Raw genomic sequence first — 17,061 nt, 5'->3', positions numbered from 1 at the left:
CATGCCCTGTCGCAAACGAAATAAAGTCGCCGGGTCATTATTAAAAGTCGGGATGTGCGTGTGTGTAGTTCACCATCCAGGTCAGGAAGGCTTTCACTTTAGGGACCTCACCGGCATGTTCGGCATGGGCGATAAAGTGCGCGCCGGCGCTGGGCATCGCGTAATTCCAAGGGGTCATCAGGCTGCCGTTGGCCAACTCGTCGGCCACCAGGTACTGCGGCACCAACGCTACGCCGTAGCCCGATTGCGCCGCGCGGATGCACATGTAGAACGTGTCGAAGCGCGGCCCGTGGTAGCTGTTCTGCGAGTGCAGGCCCTGTTCCAGGAACCACTCATGCCAGGCTTCCGGGCGTGAGGTGCATTGCAGCAAGGTATGGCGCGACGACGCATCGCTGCCCTCGGCGACAAACCCCGGCGCGCACACCGGCACCACGGCTTCGCGAAACAGCTCGATGCAGGTTGCTCCCGGCCACGAGCCCTGGCCGAAGAAAAACGCGATGTCGGCCTTGGCCTGCAGCACGTCGAAGGGCTCCAGTTCGTTGCGCACATCCAGGTGGATAGTCGGGTGTTTGGCCGCGAAATCCTTGAGCTTGGGCACCAACCAGCGGTCGCCGAACGTTGGCTGGGTGGCGATGCGCAGCACCTCGGTCTCGCCGCCATAGGTGAGGATGTAGCGGCTGGAGATGTCCACCTGGGTGAGAATCTTGTGCACCTCGGCGAGGTACAGCGAGCCCGCCGGCGACAGATACAAACGCTGGCGCACCCGTTCGAAGAGATTGTGGCACAGCATTTCTTCGAGCTGCGCCACCTGCTTGCTCACGGCACTTTGGGTCAGGTGCAGTTCTTCGGCGGCGCGGGTGAAACTCAGGTGGCGGGCGGCGGCTTCGAAGCATTGCAGGGCGGTCATCGAAGGGGTCAAGCGTTTTGAGATCATGCAGTTCATTCCAAATCGGAAGGAGCCTTTGCCTAAAGGTCGTTTGTGGCTGGGCAGTAAAGCCGTCGATACTGCGCGGCAACACTATAAACCGGCGCGGGCTGTGCGGCGCCGAATAATAAAGTTCGACAGGGAGTGCCTCGCATGAAAAACCTCAAAACCACCTTGGCCACGTTCACGGCGGCTGCGGCCGTGGGCCTGGCGGGCAGCGCTCACGCCGGCGTCACCCTGGATGCGATCCAGAAGAAAGGGTTTATCCAGTGTGGCGTCAGTGATGGCCTGCCGGGGTTTGGCGTGCCCGATTCCAAGGGCAAGATGACCGGCATCGACGTGGACGTTTGCCACGCAGTCGCCGCGGCCGTGTTCGGTGATGCGTCCAAAGTGAAGTTCAGCCAGTTGACCGCCAAGGAGCGATTCACCGCGCTGCAATCGGGTGAAATCGATCTGATCTCACGCAACACGACGTGGACCAGTTCCCGCGATTCCGGCATGGGCCTGGTGTTCACCGGTGTGACCTATTACGACGGCATCGGCTTTCTGGTGAACAACAAGTTGGGCGTGACCGGCGCCAAGCAATTGGACGGCGCGACCGTCTGCATCCAGGCCGGCACCACCACCGAACTGAATGTTTCGGATTACTTTCGCACCAACGGCATGAAGTACACGCCGATTACCTTCGACACCGCCGACGAAAGCGCCAAGGGCCTTGAAGCCGGGCGTTGCGATGTGCTCACCACCGACCAGTCGGGCCTGTATGCGCAGCGCATCAAGATGGCTCACCCGGATGAGTTTGTGGTGCTGCCCGAGGTGATCTCCAAGGAGCCGCTCGGGCCGTTGGTACGCAAGGGCGACGATGAGTGGTTCAGCATCGTCAAGTGGACCTTGTTCGCCATGCTCAATGCCGAAGAGATGGGCATCAACTCGCAGAACGTCGAAGAACAGGCCAAGTCCACCAAGAACCCCGATGTCGCCCGCCTGCTCGGTGCCGACGGCGATTACGGCAAAGACCTGAAGCTGCGCAAGGACTGGGTGGTGCAGATCGTCAAGCAAGTGGGCAACTACGACGAAGTGTTCGAACGCAATGTCGGCCAGGGCAGCGTGTTGAAGATCAAGCGTGGGCTCAATGCGTTGTGGAGCAACGGCGGCATCCAGTACGCGCCGCCGGTACGGTGAGGTGAGCGCTGTCGCGTTTTAGCGAGGCTGCGACGCAAGCCCTGCGCTGCATTGGGGCTTGCGCGGTTTGAATCGCAGAGGGTTGCTGCTTCAGTTTAGCCGCTACAGACCATCACGTTGGCGCGACCATTCTCGTGCGAGGCGTGCCATCGGCGTTGTGCTGGTAAATCGCCTCGGGTTGGCCCTGTGCATTGAAAAACACCTGGCCGATTCCCGCCGAATTCCACAGCCGCTCACCGGCCTGTGCATGCTCCGGAATATGCGGCACCACCTGCATGATCCGTCGGCGGGTGAACCAGTTGAGGGGCGAACGTGGCGAGTAGAGCCAGCGGTTCAGGCGGTCGAACCACTCCAGCAAGCGTGGCGGGAATTGGTTCTTGATGCCGCTGCTGGTGATCTGCCAGATCCTCGGGCCGGCGTTGCGGTGGCGGATCAGCACTTCGTAGACAAACGAGTAGTGCACGTCGCCCGAGAGAATCACGTAGTTACCCGGCGTGCGCGAGTGGCGGAAAATGTTGAGGATCACCTGGGCGGCGCCGCGATGGGCCATCCAGTTTTCGGCGTCCACCAGCAGTGGGTAGCCGCACCAACTGAATACCTTCTGCACCGTCTCGATCAGCTTGACGCCAAAGATCGGCGCGGGCGAGACGATGATGGCACTGGGATGATCCAGCAGGGCCTGTTGCAACTCGCTCAAGGCTTCCCAGTCCAGCAGGCCGGACGGTTGCTTGAGGGTGAACTCGCTGCGCCAGCGCCGGGTGCGCGTGTCGAGCACCACCAGGGCGGGGGAGGTGGGCAGTACGTAATGCCATTGCTGGAATTTCAACAGCCCTTGCAACAGCGCATCCTGTGCTGCGGCGTCCAGATGATTGGCTTGGGTGGTTGCGGTCAATGCCTGGATTTGGATGAGCAATTCATCAAAGGCGCACGGCTGATTGCCCCAACCCTGGCATAGCAGGTAAGCGAGCAGGGCATTGCCGATGATGCGCTTGGAGAACGGATGGCCGTAGGCGGTTTCTTCCCATTGCGCGCTGAGGTTCCAGTCATCGGTGATGTCGTGGTCGTCGAAGATCATCAGCGTCGAAAGGTGGGCGAACACTCGCGCGGCGCCGGGCAGGCCATGGCGGAACTGATCGATCTGTACCTGTTCGCGGGTATACCGCTGCTGTTCCTCGACGCCCAGTTGCGGTGGCTGTGGCGTGATGAGCGTCCAGGGCGTGGGCGACCAGACCAGCAGGTACATCGCCAGCACCTCGGCGAAGGTCACCAAGTGGTTGTCGGCGGTGCTGCTGGTAAAAATCGGCTTCTTTGCACCGCCGAAAAAACGTTCGCGCAGGGTCTCGTTGCTGTCCAGCGCGGGCAGCAGGTCCGCTCGATGGTAATAGCTGGCGTGATGCGTGTAGAGGCTGGCGCTGTCGTTCACCACGGCGCCTTCCAGGCGTTCGTCGAACAGCCCCAGGCGCGTGATCAGCGCATGAATCGCCCGCAGCATGGGCCCGGCGACATCGTCGGCGTAGATCTGGTCACCGCTCATCATCAGCAGGGCCGGGCGTTGGGCCGGTGTGTGGGCGTCAGCCAGCAAGCGGTCGACGCAGAGCAAGCCTTCGTCGGCCCAGTGATGCGGTTTGCGGCAGGAGCCGTGCACCAACTGGTGGACGCGGCTGTGCAGCACAAAGCTCGCGGACTTGGCGTTGGCGTACAGAAGGTGGGGCGCCCATTCGGCGATGCCGCAGCCGTCGACCATCACGTCGTAGCCAATGGCGACGTCCTGGGGCAGAGGCGCACTCAGCCGTACGTCGATCAGGTGAATAAAGGCCTGCCGCCCAACCGGGACGACATGGCAGTGCTGCGCGTCGAGGTCGATAGTCAGCGTCTCGCCTGTGGGTAACTGCAGCCTCAAGCTCAATTGCAGGGTTCGGCTTCCCACCAACCACACGACCAGACGTTGGGGTTCCAGGCGCCTGAGCATCGGGCCAGCAAGCACCGCGGGCAATGAATCGGGTTGAGGCATGAGGACGCAGCTCTCACAAGGTAGGGCTGAAAAGGGTAGCGCAGAGGATGTCAGTGTTTTGTTAACCGCGTGCAGCGCAACAGGGCTGCACGCTGGGGCGTATCAACTGCGGCGCAGGCCGCCCGGTCTGCTCGTTGGGCCTTGTTGTGTCAAAGCAGCCGGCCTTGTCCGAGAGTGGCCAGAGAAGATTGATTTGATTGCGGCTGGGTTTGCCCGGACGCGTTGCCGTGATGGGGCGAAGCGTTTTCCGCCGGTTTGGCTGGGAGCTGCTCGCGTTGTAGGGCTTGATTGAGGTTATAGGTGTGGAACGTGTGACCAATCATCATGGGTAGACCTCATGCTCAATTGAAGGATCGCTGATCGCATCAACATTCCCTTTGAGTGCGCACTGAGTCAGTGGCATTGGCCGGGGCCTGCGTTCCCGGCCAAAGGTGTCCGCGTGTTTTCTCAGGCGGCTGATGGCGTTTCAGTCCGCCTTGGGCACCGTAAACCTGAACTCACTGCCGCGCCCCAACTCACTTTGAGCTTCGATTCGCCCCCCGTGCGCTTGAACGATGCCCTGCGTGATGTACAGCCCCAACCCGCTGCCCGTGGGGTTGTTTTCGGTCTGGGTCCAATAACGGTCAAACACATGCGGCAACTGTTCAGGCGCAATGCCTTCGCCGGAGTCGCGCACCGAAAACACGATTTCTTCGCCGGTGCTCATGGCGCTGATGCCAATGTTGCCCTGCCGCGGGGTGAACTTGATGGCATTGCCGATCAGGTTCGACAGCACCTGGAACAGGCGCTCCGGGTCGGCATTGATCTGCAGGCCGGGTTCCGCGTTGAATGCCAGGTCGATGCCTTTCTCCATTGCCAATGGCGCGAGCAGGGCATAGGCCTCCTCGAACATCTGGCTGACATCCAGCGCCACGGGCTTGACTACGTAACGCCCGGCTTCGATTTTCGAGGTGTCGAGCAGGTCCTCCAGCAGCACATTCATACGCCCGGCGGCCTGTTGCATGGTGTCGATGGCCGAAGAAATCCGCCGCGACGTGTGCGGGCCTTCGGAGCTGAAGGCCTTTTGCATCATGCCGCAGAGCATCGAGATGACCGTCATCGGGTTGCGCAAATCGTGGGACACCACCGCCACCAGTTCATCACGCGCGCGCACCGCCTGTTGCTCGCGCAACACTTGGCGCGCGAGGTCGTTTTCCAGGGCCGAACGGCGCAGGTCGTTGGCCGCGAACAGGTCGCCATGGCTCCACTTGGTGGAGATACCGGCCATTTCAACTTTCCAGATTTCAAACGAAGTGCGAGGGCGCAGACGCAAACCGGCGTCGGAGTTTTCCAGGTCCAGCGGTTTGTTCGGGTTGCCGCTCCAGTTGATGTTCTCCTTCACTTCCGGGCGAAACCACAGCACACCGTTATCCACAGGCTTGGGCAAGCTCATGGCCAGCACGCCACTGGCCATTTGCTGAAACTCGGCGGCGGGCGGATACACCGACACCAGGTTGTGGCTGGAAAAGACCGGCTCGCCGTGCTGTTGCAGCCACTTGTGTAAGGCGCGAATCTGCTCCGGCTCCGGGCAGTTGCCGTAACGATGCAGTTGCTTGTCTTCGATGATTGCCACGCCGCCCGACAGGGTCAGGTCCATCAGCAATTGCGGCTGCTGGGCCAGGCCATCGAAGACGTTTTGCTCAGAGGCCTTCATCGCCCGCTCAAGCCGCACCAGTGCCTCGACTTTTTCTTCGCGTTGACGGCTGATGTCCAGGGCCTCCATGGCGCTGATCTGCAGCGACAGCACCTGGCCGATGGTCTGGCAGGCGATGCGCAGTTCATTGGGCACCAGCAATGGCTCGCGGTTACCACAACTGATCAGGCCCCAGAGCTTGTCGCCCGCCATCAACGAGATGCTCATGGACGACAACACACCCATGTTTTGCATGTACTGGCAGTGAATCGGCGACACGCTGCGCAGCGTCGCAAAGCTCAAATCCAGCGGCTGCCCGGTGTCCGGGCGCAGTTTGGGCAGCAGCGGCACCGGCTCGTAGGCGGCATTCGGGATGATGCGCAGCCAATTGGTGCGGTACAGCTCGCGGGCCTGCTCGGGGATGTCGGATGCGGGGAAGAACAGGCCGTTGAACAGCTCCATGGACGGCGCCGACGCTTCAGCGATGACCTGGCCATGGCCTTCTTCTTCGAAGCGGTAGATCAGTACCCGGTCATAACCGGTGATGGTTTGGATTTCATTCACGCTGATTTCGTACAGCGCTTGCAGGGTTTTCGCCGACTGCAGGCGTTGAAGCATTTTGCCCAAGTCACTCGTGCGGCCATTCAGGGCACGGGGCTTGAAGTCTTCGAGGCGCGGTTCGAATTCCAGCACCAGCACGTCTTGATGGCGATGCAGCAAGCCTTCAAATTGCACACCGTTGAAGTGGATATGCAGCGCGTGTGCGTCGAAAAATGTGTTGTCCTCAGCCATAGCCTGCACGGCGTGGGCGTGTTCCGCGCCAATCAATGTGTGCAGTGGTTGGCCCAGCAGCGACTCTGGCGCGTGGCCGAACAAGGTGCCGACGTTGGCGCTGACCTGCAGAATGTGGAGGTCTGGCTCCGACAGCGTCAGCAACACGCCGTGCGGCTGAATCGCCCCCGGCGTGCGGATGGGTTCGTCGGCACAGTTGGCAAGCAGTTCTTCAAAATCGTCGGGTTTCATAGCAGTACCTCCTGGCTGGCGAGCCATTGCTCGAAGCCGCTGAATGTCGAACAGGCTGCCTGCACCGCGCGCTGTGTCGCTGGCGCGTCCAGTGGCTGGTCGCCCAGGTAATCGAGAAAGTCTTTCCAGCGCCGACCGGTCTCGGCGCCGTACACGTTGAGAAACGCACCACCGTTATCCGCATCAATACTCAGGCGCTTGCCCATTTCCCGGCGCAATACCTGGCCGCCCAGGGTCGCGCCTTCCAGCACGTACAGTGCGCCGAGGCAGGCTGCGGGGTTATCGAACGTTGGCGGTTTGCGGCACCGGGGCAGGGCGCTGATGGCGGCGTCAGTCAGGCCAAGGGCATGGAGATCACACAGCAAGGTGGGTGTTTTCACACGCAATGCAGTATCGAAACCATCGGGGATCAAACCACTGTCATACAACGCCGCTTCGATCGGCGCATAAAAACCGTAGTACGCCTGGAGCAAGCGCTGATACCAGTCGGCATCCAGGCGTTCGGAGAAAAACGGCAGGCGTTTCTCCAATGCTACATGCAGCACACCAGTGCCTGAGCGCAACGCTTCCAGCAATGAGGGCGCAGCAAGGTCAGGGGCCTGTGAATGCATTCAGTGAGCTCGAACTGTGGGCCTTTTGGCCATGAATGACGCGATTAAATAGGCGACGATTCTACACAATGCATTGCCGTCAACTTCACGCATAAGGCGAAAAGCCTGACCAGCGGATCAGAAAAGTCGCTCCTTGCGTAATTAATGACCACAGGGCGGCACATCAAGTTCGGTCTGGATGATATTGCGGTGCTATTAATGCAGGGAGGCGCCCTGTTGGGTCAGCGCGTTTCGCACGCACTCCACCAAATGTTCGGTACTCCACGGCTTGGGCAAAAAACGCACAGAACCGCCCAGTTGTGCGGCTAACCTGGTATTGCCGGAGGTCAGCACCACCGGCACCGATGGCCAGCGATGCGCCACCACCTTGCTCAGGTCATAGCCGTTGAGCAAACCCGGCATCTGGATATCGCTCACAATCAGGTCAACCGGGTCGTCGCCGCGCTCCAGGTAAATCATCCCCTCATCCGCCGACGGGAAAGAAGTGACATGAGCCCCGAAGTCTTCCAGTACGTCCACCATTAACGAGCGAATGATCTCGTCGTCTTCCAGCACTAAAATCGATGGCTGAGCCATGATCCTTACTCCACCATCAGGGTTCAGTAAGGTGGAGTGGGACGGGCGTGAATAGGTTCGATTAGATATCTGCGGGGCGATGGGTGGTCGTTTTAGAGCGGTTGCGCGGTGGTTGGTCGCAGCGCCACTGTGAGGTGGATACAGGCATAATCGACTCACCGTTGCCCGCTGTGGAGCCCTAGATGAAGTACGCCCTGTTGACCCTCGCCCTGATCCTCAACGCCGGCCCGGCCTGTGCGGCGGGCGATGCCGAGGCGGGCGGCAAGCTCTTCGCCAAGACCTGCGGCGGTTGCCACAGCATCGGCGAAGGCGCACGCGGCGGTTTTGGGCCTGAGCTTAACGGCATCATCGGCCGCCCCGCCGGCACCACCACTGACTATCAGTACTCCGACGCGATGAAAAATTCCGGTGTGGTCTGGACCCGCGACAAACTCGCCGCCTACATCGAGGCGCCGAAGAAGGTGGTCAGCGGCACACGCATGATCTTCTGGGGCATCAGCGATCCGGAAAAAATTGAAAACATCCTCCAATACCTGGAAACCTTCCAGCCCAAGTAATCACTCGCGCACATTCCTGAACAGCATCAGCCGAGCGCTCTCATGCAGCCCGCGCGTCAAGCCCTGTAAGCGTTGAAACTCTTCAGGGTGCTGTTCGGCCACATCCTCCCGAGGCGTTTGCGAGGCCAGGTCATGCAGGGTCGGCGAGCTGCCGTCATGTTGCATCTGCAGCAGGAAGTCCTTGGTCACGCCACCGATAATCGGGAAGGTGCCCTCATGCAACACCAGCGGCACCACGCGCTCACCTTCCGGCGCTGGCTGCTGGATGTCCCGGCCCATCGCGCCGTTGCGAAACGGTATGCCCGCCATGCCCGCCACCGTCGGCAGCAAATCCGCCAGGCCCACGGCTTCGTCGATCACCCGAGGTTGCAGGCCCGGGGCGTGGATCAGCAGCGGCACATTGTTGCTTTCCAGGCCCAGTTGCTCGAAGGCGGGCGCCATGTGCGGGATCTGGCTGATGCGCGTGTTGTGGTCGCCGAAAAACACAAAAATGCTGTTGTCGTACCAGCCGCCGGCCTTGGCGATTTCCATCAGGCGGCCGATGTTGTAATCCAGCAGGCGCACCGCGTTGTATTGCTCGACGCTGCGTGAACCGGCGGCCTGGGCTTGCTCCAGCGTCACGTTATTGAGTTGGAAGCCATCGTTTTGCTTGGGGATGGTAAAGGGGCGGTGGTTGCCGGAGGTTTGCAGGTAGGCGAAGAACGGTTGGTCTTTTGGCACCGCACGCAGCAGTTGGTCGCCCTCCTTGAACAGGTCCAGGTCGGAGATGCCCCACACGTCCACCCGTGGCGAGCGCCAGTGGCTTTCGTCAAACAGCTGCACGCCGTCGATGCTCTGGCGAATCAACGCATTGATATTCGCCCAACCGGCGTTGCCGCCGATCATGTAGAACTTCTGGTAGCCCTCGAAGGCGTTGATCAGCGTGTGTTGCCGGGTGATCAGCGGGTTGCGTGTGGCCGTCTCCTGGCGGGTGACGTCCGGCACGCCGGAGATGCTTGCCCACACGGTTTTGGCAGTGCCGGTGACGGGCACGTAGAAGTGTTTGAAGAACCAGCTTTGCGTCGCCAGTGTGTCGAGGTTCGGCGTGGGGTTCAGCGGGTTGCCGTAGGCGCCGACGGCGCTGGTGCCGAGCGACTCAAGCATCACGAAGATCACGTTGGGCGGGCGCTCGCCCGGCAGTCGATAGGGTTGTACGGCTTGCTCGCGGATGAAATTCAGTTGCTCGGGATCGGGTTGCTCGACCCCCAGGTACTGGGCCACTTGCGGGTAATGCTGACGCACCTGGGCTGCATCGAATTGCGATTGGCCGACCTTGAGTGTGTCGTACAAGAACAGCACCGGGTTCAGGCCCACGGCGGCGACTTGGCTATTGCCGGAAAAGAACGCATCGCTCCAGCGCAGCGGCACCGGGTTTTCCAGGTTGAGGTTGTTCACGCGGCCGAGCAGGGCGAGCAGCACGGCAATGACGCCAACCACCGAGACCGACGCCAGCGTGAGTGTGCCGATGGGTCTGCGCTCGCCATCCAGGGTCAATCGTTCCAGGCACACCAACGCCCAGACCCACACGGCCACCGCCGCCAGCCAACACGCGGTTATCCACAGCACCGGGTAGGTTTCCCACACCATCTGTTGAGAAATCTGTGCGTCTTGCAGGTAGCGCAACACGGTCGCGTTGATACGCACACCGAGGTAGGCGTAATGCCCGAAGTCGATGATGTACACCAGGCCGACCACGGCCAATGCCACCACCAGATAGCCGCGCGCCAACCAGCGCAGGGCGGGCAGGGTGGTGAGGTTCCAGCGTGGGAACCAGGCCAGCAGCGCCAGCGGCAACAGGACCAACACCGCCAGACGCAGGTCGAAGCGCAGGCCGATGCCCAGGGTTTCCGGCAGCGCCGGGGTGTTCAGCGCAAGGCCGGAAAAGCTGATTAAAAACACCAGCCGCAAAGCGGCCAGCAACACAAATATCAAGCCGATCGCGCCCACGCCGTAGCGCAGGCGGCGTGATTGCAACACACCCATCATTGACCCTTCCCAATGTCCAAAACGACCCCGATCAACTGTGGGAGGGGGCTTGCTCCCGAAAGCGGTGTATCAGTGCCAGATATGCCGCATTCGCAAGCGAGCCCGCTCCCACAGTTTGAGTTGCATCAACCCTGCAACGACGCAGTAACCCGCCAACAGCGGATCAACCAAGTAATCCCAATAGTTCTCCGAAGCCTTCAGCCGCAACGCAAACCCCAGCGTGCCGATCGCCAGCATCCACACCGCCAATGCATTGCGCAGCCACAGCATCAACAGCGCTGCCGCCCCCACCAGCACAATCATCGGCCGCGGGTTAAAGCCCCAGCGATAAGGGTCGACATACGTCAGGCCCAGCGTTGCCGGGTACAACAGCAGGCTCAGCCCGCCAAACAACAGCAGCAATTGCACCCGCTGTTGACGGCCCTGCGGCTGCACCACGCCCAACCGGCACAACCCCACCCACGCCAACAACACCAACGTGCTGATCGCCAGGTCATCGGTGTAGCTGCGCACGTATGCCGCCAACGGCAATTCATTCAGCGGGATAACACTCAGCGCCACCAACACCGGCAACAACCAAGGGCGCCACGGTGCGGTGAATCTGAATGCGCTTAAGAGCACAAACCCCAGCAACACAAAACTCAAATGGGCTTGCCACACAGAAACCATCACAGACGCTCCGCCAGCCAGGCTTCGTTGAAGCTGACATGTTTGATAAAGGTGTTATTCCACGAGTACACCAGGTGATACATGCCGTCCGGGCTGCGGCTGAAATACGGGTACTCGTATTCGAAATCGCAGCCACGGGGTTTGCACACGCGGTAATCCAGATTGCTCAGAAAACGTTGTTCCAGCGGCAGGCGTTTGGCGCCGCTGGACGCGCGGAAGCCTTCGCCGATGATCGCTTTATAGGCCTCGGGGGAAAACGGTTGGCCCAGCGGGTCGGGTGATTGGTCCAGTTCCACCACTGTGCGCCACTGGCTCAGTTGGGCGTCGGTGCCATAAAGGCTGAGCTTGAAGCGGCCGTCTTGCAGGTCGTTGAGGGCGACCAGCAAACCGTCGTCTTCAGTGGCCACGGCCGCCAGCGATGAGTTGGGGTTGGCCGGTTCCAGCGGGTACGGCTCGCTCCAGGTTTGCCCGGCGTCCTCGGTGCGGCTGGCGAGCACACGGTGATGGGTTTCGCCGGCGTAACGCAACATCGCCACCGCGCGCTGGCCATCCTGCGGCACGATGGTCGGTTGCAAGGAATGCTTGCCGCGGCTGATGCGGAATTTGTCGATCACCGCACCGTCCGCGCTCAAGTAGAGGTACTCGGCGAACTTGCCCATGAACTCGTGATACACCGGCAGGCCGATCGAGCCGTCGGCGTGAAACACCGGTGCGGCGCGCACCAGTGTGCTGATGTTGAAAAACGGCGACGTCACCAATTGCCGAGGTGCCGACCAGTTTGCGCCGAGGTCCTCGGAGACCATCACGTTGATCGCACTGGTGGCCCAGCCGCCGACCGACACTGACACGTAAAACATCCACAGGCGTTTATCCGGCCCCAGCGCAATCACCGGGTTGCCCAGTTTACGAATGTAACGCTGGGTGCCGTCGCGGGTACTTTCACGTGTGGCCAGCACCTGCTCGGCACCCCATTCGCCGCTGCGCGCATCAAACCGTGCGGTGCGCACCTGCACATCGGCGGCGCCTTCGCGGCTGCCAGCAAACCACACGGCCATCAAGTCGCCACCGGGTAGGGCGGTGACCGAGGACGAGTGCACAAAGTCAGTGAGTTGCGAAGACACAAAGCGGCTGGAGTATTGCGGCGCCGTCGCGACTTTAGAGGTGTTCGGGCTCGCCTGGGCAAACGGCGCGAGCACGTGCGGCGGATGGCTGAGCCAGGCGGCAATAAATACCCCTAGCAGGCTGCAGATCAGTAGGGCGGAGCGCATAGAGAACCTGTCAGAGAAAAGGATTACTGCGCACGGTCATCCGGCAGGCGCTTCCTGCGACCGGTGAGCATGGATAACGGCAGGTTGTCCTTCACCTGGATGCTTTCATACACGGCGGCCAGCACATGCACACCGACCAGAGCCAGCAGCACATTGGCGGCGGTTTCATGGACTTGCAGCGGCCAATCGGCGCCCCATAGCGCGTCGACTTCCTGCATCAGGAAGCCGCTGATACCGAGGGTCAGCAGCGCCGACATCATCAACAGCATCACCAGCGCGCCGATGGGCGAATGGCCAAGGCGATGCAGGCCGCGCCCGTCGAACACCCTGCGCACATGGGCACTGAGCCGCGCAGGCGATGGCCAGAAATCCGACCAACGCGCACTGCGCGGTCCTACAAACCCCCACACCCATCGCACCAGCAGCCAGGCCATAGCGTAGTAGCCGAGCCACACATGCCAGTCATCGCCCGCTTCGTTAACGAAGTAATTGGCGATAAAGACCCCGGCGATAGACAGATGAAACAGCCTCACCAGCGGGTCCCACAGGCGCAGGGATTCGCCTGGCATCAGCCCTTGATCTCAGTCTTCACGGCCTTGCCGGTGACCGGGTCGTGGTAGATCTCGACCTTGCGTTTGTCCTTGTCGAAGCCGTAGATCTCGTAGCAGTTGCCGTCCGTGACCTTGAACTTGCTGATCGTGTAACCGTCGGCCTTGAGCTTGTCCTGAAAGGCCTTTTCGTCTTGCCATTGCGAACGCTCGGCGGTGGTGCACTGCGGGCCGGCGAGGGCCATGGGGCTGGCGATAAGCAGCGACAGCAGGAGAATTTTGCGCATGAAAAAGCTCTCAGCAGATGTGGGAGATTTCACAGTGCAAAACCAACCTTAGCGCAAGCTTAGTTGGCAACGCGCCGTAACATCTTTCCCGAAATGACCCCGCGTAGAACCGGCATCATTCCGCCGATTCCTACAGAGACTCCGCTATGCGCCTACTCCTTGTCGAAGATGATCGTGCCCTTGGCCAGGGCATTCGCGTGGCATTGGGCGCTGAAGGCTACACACTGGATTGGCTGCAAGATGGCCTCAGCGCCTTGCACGCGTTGCGCACCGAGAGCTTCGATTTGTTGCTGCTCGACCTCGGCCTGCCACGCCTGGATGGCCTCGACCTGTTGCAGCAACTGCGCGCCGGGCAACACGACGTGCCGGTGCTGATCCTCACCGCCCGCGACGGTACCGCCGAGCGCATCGCCGGGCTGGACGCGGGCGCCGACGACTACCTGATCAAACCCTTCGACGTCGAAGAACTCAAAGCCCGCGTGCGCGCCCTGTTGCGCCGCAGCCAGGGCCGCGCGCAACCGATGCTGGAACACGCCGGTGTCAGCCTCGACCCGGCGACCCAGCAAGTGCGTTACCAGGATGAAGAGATCATCGTCACGCCGATGGAATACCAACTGCTGCACCAGTTGATGGTGCGCCCCGGCAAAGTGGTGACCCGCGAGCGGCTGTCTCGTGCGTTGTATGGGTGGCAGGACCGGGTGGAGAGCAACACCCTGGAAGTGTTGATCCATAACCTGCGCAAAAAGTTATCCACCGACCTGATCCGCACCGTACGCGGTGTTGGCTATGTGCTGGCGCTCACACCATGACCTCGGTTCGCGCGCGCATCCTCATTCCGGTGCTGGTGTTTATTTTGCTCGGCGACGCGCTGATCAGCTGGCTGGTGCTGCGCGACAGCCACCATGAAATCGAAGAAGTCTACGACGCCCAACTCGCCCAAAGTGCGCGCCTGCTGCAAGGTGTGCTGCGCCAACGCGACCCCGGCGAAGCCGACTGGGACCGCTTGTATCAGGCGTTCGACCAGGCCATGAGCCGTGTGGGGGAGGAGGGCGTGGCCCACCCGTACGAAACTCGCCTGACCTTCCAGGTGTGGCGCAGTGATGGTGAGTTGCTGGTGCGGTCTGCCGAGGCGCCCGTACTTGCAACCCCGCCGACTGCCCTCGGCGCCCACGACATCATGGACAACGGCAACGACTGGTGCGCCTTCCTCCTCGCCGACCCGCAACAGGGACTGCTGATCTGGGTGGGCGAGCGCGACGACATTCGCCAGGACCTGATCGAACGCATCGTGCGCCACACCCTTTGGCCCACCTTGATCGGCGTGCCACTGCTGACCGTGTTGATCTGGCTGACCATCGGCTGGGGGCTCACCCCGTTGCGCGCCATGGTCAGGTCGATTCGGGGGCGCAATACCGACACCTTGCAACCGTTGAACCTCAAGCCGCTGCCGACCGATCTGGAGCCCATGCAAACCGCGCTCAACCGGTTGCTGGTGCAAATGGATGACCTGTTGGAGCGCGAACGCCGCTTCATCGCCGACGCCGCCCACGAACTGCGCACGCCATTGGCGATCCTGCGCATCCATGCACAAAACGCCCAAAGCGCTGCGACCGAAGCGCAACGGCGCGAAGCCTTGGACTTCCTGGTCAACGGCGTCGACCGCGCCACACGCATTGGCAGCCAATTGCTGACCATGGCGCGTATCGAGCCGCAACTGAGCAACCCCGTGCGCAAGCCTGTGCAATTGACGGAACTGGTGCGCGAAGAACTGGCCGAGTTGACGCCGCTGGCCATGGAGAAAGGTGTGGAGTTGGTGCTCGAAGGCGAAGAAGCGTGCTGGGTGCAAACCGAGCCGGTGGCCCTGGCGATTGCGCTACAGAACCTGGTGACCAACGCACTGAATTTTTCCCCGGCGGGCAGCGAAGTGAAGGTGGTGATTGGGGTTAACTGCTTGAGCGTGGAAGACCAGGGCCCGGGGATTGATGAAGCGGAAATGGAGCGGTTGTTTGAGCGGTTTTATAGCCGGGACAACGCTAATGGGGCGGGGTTGGGGTTGGCGATTGTGGAGATGATTGTGGGCAAGATCGGCAGTGCGTTGACGTTGCACAATCTGGCGCAGGGCGGCTTGCGCGCGCGGCTGAGCTTCACGGCTTGCGCGCAAGCGCCTGCGGGAATACCACACCGTTGAACGTGTGGGTGCAGCAGTCACAACTGGGCTTCATCTGTTCGGGCGTCAATTGGGGGTTAACCTTTTGCAGCAGGCCTGCCGCGTCGACCCACAAACCGCTGTAATAGCTGAAATCACCCAATAGCACATAGTCGTCTTTGTCATTTTCATGCAGAGCAACCATCCAGAACACGGGCTCCGGGCGATCCAGGCGAGCATTGGCTTCGCTGAACACCTTGTCCCATGGCTGACCAACGTTGGACAGGAGAAATCGGAATAGCGGCGTGTAGTCAAAACCGTGTCGTAGACGGCTATGCATTGATCCGCGGGTGGACAGTGAACGCTTTGCGCTTTTGGTATGCCGTTCATAGCGATAAGCGAAACCGCTACCGTGACGCACACCGTGGGTACGGGTGTTGACTGAGCGGTAGAGAAGGGGCTTTTTCATTGGTTCAGGATTCCTTCCTGGGTTGCTTTGGAGGTGGCGGCCAAGCGCCTTGGTAGCGGAAGGAGATTTGGTAGTCGAAAAGGTTGGGCTGTATTACATGCTGGAAGTGTGGCTGGAGAATTGTTATCCAATTTGGGAGAACGTTGAAAACGTCGGCATATATTGCGGTTTCATCGCTCAAACCTAATGCCTCAAAGGAACTGTCAGCGTCATCGATATCTGCCGAGTACTCATCTGCTTTCAAGTCATTACTGAGTTTTTCGTACCACCGTAATCTGATTTTCATAACCATTTTTCGCACTCCTCTTTATCTGTAAATTCGACGTTTTGGGTTCGCCGGCCCGCGACGTTCGGCGGTGTAAGGATCAAATGCGCCGAGATGTTCTAAATCACTGTTTCGATAGACTTCAAGCTCGCCTTTCTTGGAATCCCATTCAAATATCTTTCTCCTTTTTGCATCTATCCAACGCTCACGTAAACCAGCCCCGCCTTGTCTTGGTGTCACCGGCTTTTGGGGGATCAAGCCTGGGAAGCCAGTTATATCTTCGGTACTTGGTGCAGAAAAGTAATCATGATCCGGGTTTCTCAACCCCTTCCGAGGCTCATTTACCACCACATACAGCGGCCGAACCCCAGACTCCACCGGGAACACCAGAATAAAATCCCGATACTCCGGCGGATAAATCGGGTTCACCAGAATCTGCGCGGCTTTCTCCGTCGGCGGGTAAATCCAAATCACCGGCGCTTGCGGCGCAGCCTCCAATGCCGGAATACCCAGCGTATCTCCAGGATCAACCGCAGGCGTCCAGATCAGTTCCACGCCCTCACCCAAATCCGCCACAAACTGATCGCCACGGCTTTGGAACTGCACCACATCAATCATCTGCCAATCGGCAGTGTTGCCCGTGTAAAACCCGTACCCCTTGAGCGTACCGTCCCCACGCTGCTCGACATGCAAACGCATCTGCGACCGCGCCCGTTGCAGCGAACGCAACTGCTCCTCGCTGTAGAGCGCGCTATCACCCAGCTCCGACGGCCAAGCCAGCGCCACCAAACCCGCCAATAAGCCACCGGCTACAGTGCCAGCGGCGG

Annotated in this window: 18 protein-coding genes; 4 read left to right on the top strand and 14 right to left on the bottom strand. The window is 60.6% G+C overall.

The genetic code is table 11. The annotated features are described in order from the left end of the window. Nucleotides 1-40: 40 nt before the first annotated feature. On the bottom strand, nt 41-934 hold the full coding sequence (locus A7D21_RS28590) for a LysR substrate-binding domain-containing protein (protein WP_069553262.1): 894 nt from the start codon (nt 932-934) through the stop codon (nt 41-43). A 144-nt stretch (nt 935-1,078) separates the two neighbouring features. Here A7D21_RS28590 and A7D21_RS28585 point away from each other — a divergent pair, with 144 nt between their 5' ends. After that, nucleotides 1,079-2,107: an amino acid ABC transporter substrate-binding protein gene (locus A7D21_RS28585; RefSeq protein WP_069553261.1), complete on the top strand. Its 1,029-nt coding sequence runs from the start codon at nt 1,079-1,081 to the stop codon at nt 2,105-2,107. A 112-nt stretch (nt 2,108-2,219) separates the two neighbouring features. Here A7D21_RS28585 and A7D21_RS28580 read toward each other — a convergent pair whose 3' ends face one another. The 5 genes from A7D21_RS28580 to A7D21_RS28565 all read right to left on the bottom strand — a co-directional run bounded on the left by A7D21_RS28580 (nt 2,220) and on the right by A7D21_RS28565 (nt 8,000). Continuing rightward, the gene (locus A7D21_RS28580) at nt 2,220-4,118 is read right to left on the bottom strand and encodes an alkaline phosphatase D family protein (protein ID WP_069553260.1); all 1,899 of its coding nucleotides are present in this window, start codon (nt 4,116-4,118) and stop codon (nt 2,220-2,222) included. 149 nt (nt 4,119-4,267) lie between these two features. Continuing rightward, a complete protein-coding gene (locus A7D21_RS35950; RefSeq protein ID WP_171902649.1) occupies nt 4,268-4,444 on the bottom strand; it encodes a hypothetical protein in 177 nt (58 codons plus the stop codon). Nucleotides 4,445-4,584: 140 nt separating this feature from the next. Beyond that, nucleotides 4,585-6,813 carry an ATP-binding protein gene (locus tag A7D21_RS28575; RefSeq protein WP_053257906.1) on the bottom strand — a complete coding sequence of 743 codons (2,229 nt, stop codon included), beginning with the start codon at nt 6,811-6,813 and terminating at the stop codon, nt 4,585-4,587. Then, nucleotides 6,810-7,424, bottom strand: coding sequence for a biliverdin-producing heme oxygenase (locus A7D21_RS28570; RefSeq protein WP_069553259.1), 615 nt, complete (start codon nt 7,422-7,424; stop codon nt 6,810-6,812). Before A7D21_RS28570 ends, A7D21_RS28575 begins: the two co-directional genes overlap by 4 nt. A gap of 195 nt (nt 7,425-7,619) precedes the next feature. After that, nucleotides 7,620-8,000, bottom strand: a complete 381-nt coding sequence (locus tag A7D21_RS28565; protein WP_053257904.1) for a response regulator — start codon at nt 7,998-8,000, stop codon at nt 7,620-7,622. A gap of 182 nt (nt 8,001-8,182) precedes the next feature. Here A7D21_RS28565 and A7D21_RS28560 point away from each other — a divergent pair, with 182 nt between their 5' ends. Beyond that, complete coding sequence (locus A7D21_RS28560; protein WP_053257903.1) at nt 8,183-8,557, top strand: cytochrome c family protein; 375 nt, start codon at nt 8,183-8,185, stop codon at nt 8,555-8,557. On the opposite strand, the gene A7D21_RS28555 is transcribed toward A7D21_RS28560, so the two are convergent. From A7D21_RS28555 to A7D21_RS28535, 5 genes are all read right to left on the bottom strand, one after another. Next, nucleotides 8,558-10,579 (bottom strand): LTA synthase family protein, encoded by a 2,022-nt coding sequence (locus A7D21_RS28555; protein ID WP_069553272.1) that lies wholly within the window; start codon nt 10,577-10,579, stop codon nt 8,558-8,560. Between the two features lie 72 nt (nt 10,580-10,651). Further along, nucleotides 10,652-11,251 (bottom strand): hypothetical protein, encoded by a 600-nt coding sequence (locus tag A7D21_RS28550; protein ID WP_069553258.1) that lies wholly within the window; start codon nt 11,249-11,251, stop codon nt 10,652-10,654. Next, nucleotides 11,251-12,519: an exo-alpha-sialidase gene (locus tag A7D21_RS28545; protein ID WP_053257901.1), complete on the bottom strand. Its 1,269-nt coding sequence runs from the start codon at nt 12,517-12,519 to the stop codon at nt 11,251-11,253. The genes A7D21_RS28550 and A7D21_RS28545 overlap by 1 nt, the downstream gene beginning before the upstream one ends. 23 nt (nt 12,520-12,542) lie before the next feature. Beyond that, the gene (locus A7D21_RS28540; protein ID WP_053257900.1) at nt 12,543-13,088 is read right to left on the bottom strand and encodes a cytochrome b/b6 domain-containing protein; all 546 of its coding nucleotides are present in this window, start codon (nt 13,086-13,088) and stop codon (nt 12,543-12,545) included. After that, entirely contained in the window at nt 13,088-13,354 is a 267-nt protein-coding gene (locus A7D21_RS28535) for a PepSY domain-containing protein (RefSeq protein WP_053257899.1), read from the bottom strand. Before A7D21_RS28535 ends, A7D21_RS28540 begins: the two co-directional genes overlap by 1 nt. Before the next feature lie 146 nt (nt 13,355-13,500). Here A7D21_RS28535 and A7D21_RS28530 point away from each other — a divergent pair, with 146 nt between their 5' ends. Continuing rightward, entirely contained in the window at nt 13,501-14,163 is a 663-nt protein-coding gene (locus A7D21_RS28530; protein ID WP_053257898.1) for a response regulator, read from the top strand. After that, nucleotides 14,160-15,542, top strand: coding sequence for an ATP-binding protein (locus A7D21_RS28525; protein WP_053257897.1), 1,383 nt, complete (start codon nt 14,160-14,162; stop codon nt 15,540-15,542). The genes A7D21_RS28530 and A7D21_RS28525 overlap by 4 nt, the downstream gene beginning before the upstream one ends. Here A7D21_RS28525 and A7D21_RS28520 read toward each other — a convergent pair. The 3 genes from A7D21_RS28520 to A7D21_RS28510 all read right to left on the bottom strand — a co-directional run. Then, entirely contained in the window at nt 15,499-15,969 is a 471-nt protein-coding gene (locus A7D21_RS28520) for a hypothetical protein (protein WP_053257896.1), read from the bottom strand. The two genes, A7D21_RS28525 and A7D21_RS28520, sit on opposite strands and share 44 nt — an antisense overlap. Nucleotides 15,970-15,973: 4 nt before the next feature. Next, on the bottom strand, nt 15,974-16,261 hold the full coding sequence (locus A7D21_RS28515) for a colicin E3-like toxin immunity protein (protein WP_053257895.1): 288 nt from the start codon (nt 16,259-16,261) through the stop codon (nt 15,974-15,976). A 15-nt stretch (nt 16,262-16,276) separates the two neighbouring features. Then, nucleotides 16,277-17,061: S-type pyocin domain-containing protein (locus tag A7D21_RS28510; protein WP_069553257.1), on the bottom strand; the 785-nt coding region annotated here is incomplete at its 5' end.

Origin of the sequence: Pseudomonas sp. AP19 (assembly GCF_001728855.1) — a bacterium.
In the GTDB taxonomy this organism is placed as follows: Bacteria; Pseudomonadota; Gammaproteobacteria; order Pseudomonadales; family Pseudomonadaceae; genus Aquipseudomonas; species Aquipseudomonas fluorescens.
This window is presented reverse-complemented; position numbering and strand designations above follow the sequence as displayed.

Bases quoted from the DNA above. Each gene is read 5' to 3' on its own strand.
- A7D21_RS28590 (WP_069553262.1), bottom strand. From the start codon at position 934: ATGATCTCAAAACGCTTGACCCCTTCGATGACCGCCCTGCAATGCTTC.
- A7D21_RS28585 (WP_069553261.1), top strand. From the start codon at position 1,079: ATGAAAAACCTCAAAACCACCTTGGCCACGTTCACGGCGGCTGCGGCC.
- A7D21_RS28580 (WP_069553260.1), bottom strand. From the start codon at position 4,118: ATGCCTCAACCCGATTCATTGCCCGCGGTGCTTGCTGGCCCGATGCTC.
- A7D21_RS35950 (WP_171902649.1), bottom strand. From the start codon at position 4,444: ATGATGATTGGTCACACGTTCCACACCTATAACCTCAATCAAGCCCTA.
- A7D21_RS28575 (WP_053257906.1), bottom strand. From the start codon at position 6,813: ATGAAACCCGACGATTTTGAAGAACTGCTTGCCAACTGTGCCGACGAA.
- A7D21_RS28570 (WP_069553259.1), bottom strand. From the start codon at position 7,424: ATGCATTCACAGGCCCCTGACCTTGCTGCGCCCTCATTGCTGGAAGCG.
- A7D21_RS28565 (WP_053257904.1), bottom strand. From the start codon at position 8,000: ATGGCTCAGCCATCGATTTTAGTGCTGGAAGACGACGAGATCATTCGC.
- A7D21_RS28560 (WP_053257903.1), top strand. From the start codon at position 8,183: ATGAAGTACGCCCTGTTGACCCTCGCCCTGATCCTCAACGCCGGCCCG.
- A7D21_RS28555 (WP_069553272.1), bottom strand. From the start codon at position 10,579: ATGGGTGTGTTGCAATCACGCCGCCTGCGCTACGGCGTGGGCGCGATC.
- A7D21_RS28550 (WP_069553258.1), bottom strand. From the start codon at position 11,251: ATGGTTTCTGTGTGGCAAGCCCATTTGAGTTTTGTGTTGCTGGGGTTT.
- A7D21_RS28545 (WP_053257901.1), bottom strand. From the start codon at position 12,519: ATGCGCTCCGCCCTACTGATCTGCAGCCTGCTAGGGGTATTTATTGCC.
- A7D21_RS28540 (WP_053257900.1), bottom strand. From the start codon at position 13,088: ATGCCAGGCGAATCCCTGCGCCTGTGGGACCCGCTGGTGAGGCTGTTT.
- A7D21_RS28535 (WP_053257899.1), bottom strand. From the start codon at position 13,354: ATGCGCAAAATTCTCCTGCTGTCGCTGCTTATCGCCAGCCCCATGGCC.
- A7D21_RS28530 (WP_053257898.1), top strand. From the start codon at position 13,501: ATGCGCCTACTCCTTGTCGAAGATGATCGTGCCCTTGGCCAGGGCATT.
- A7D21_RS28525 (WP_053257897.1), top strand. From the start codon at position 14,160: ATGACCTCGGTTCGCGCGCGCATCCTCATTCCGGTGCTGGTGTTTATT.
- A7D21_RS28520 (WP_053257896.1), bottom strand. From the start codon at position 15,969: ATGAAAAAGCCCCTTCTCTACCGCTCAGTCAACACCCGTACCCACGGT.
- A7D21_RS28515 (WP_053257895.1), bottom strand. From the start codon at position 16,261: ATGGTTATGAAAATCAGATTACGGTGGTACGAAAAACTCAGTAATGAC.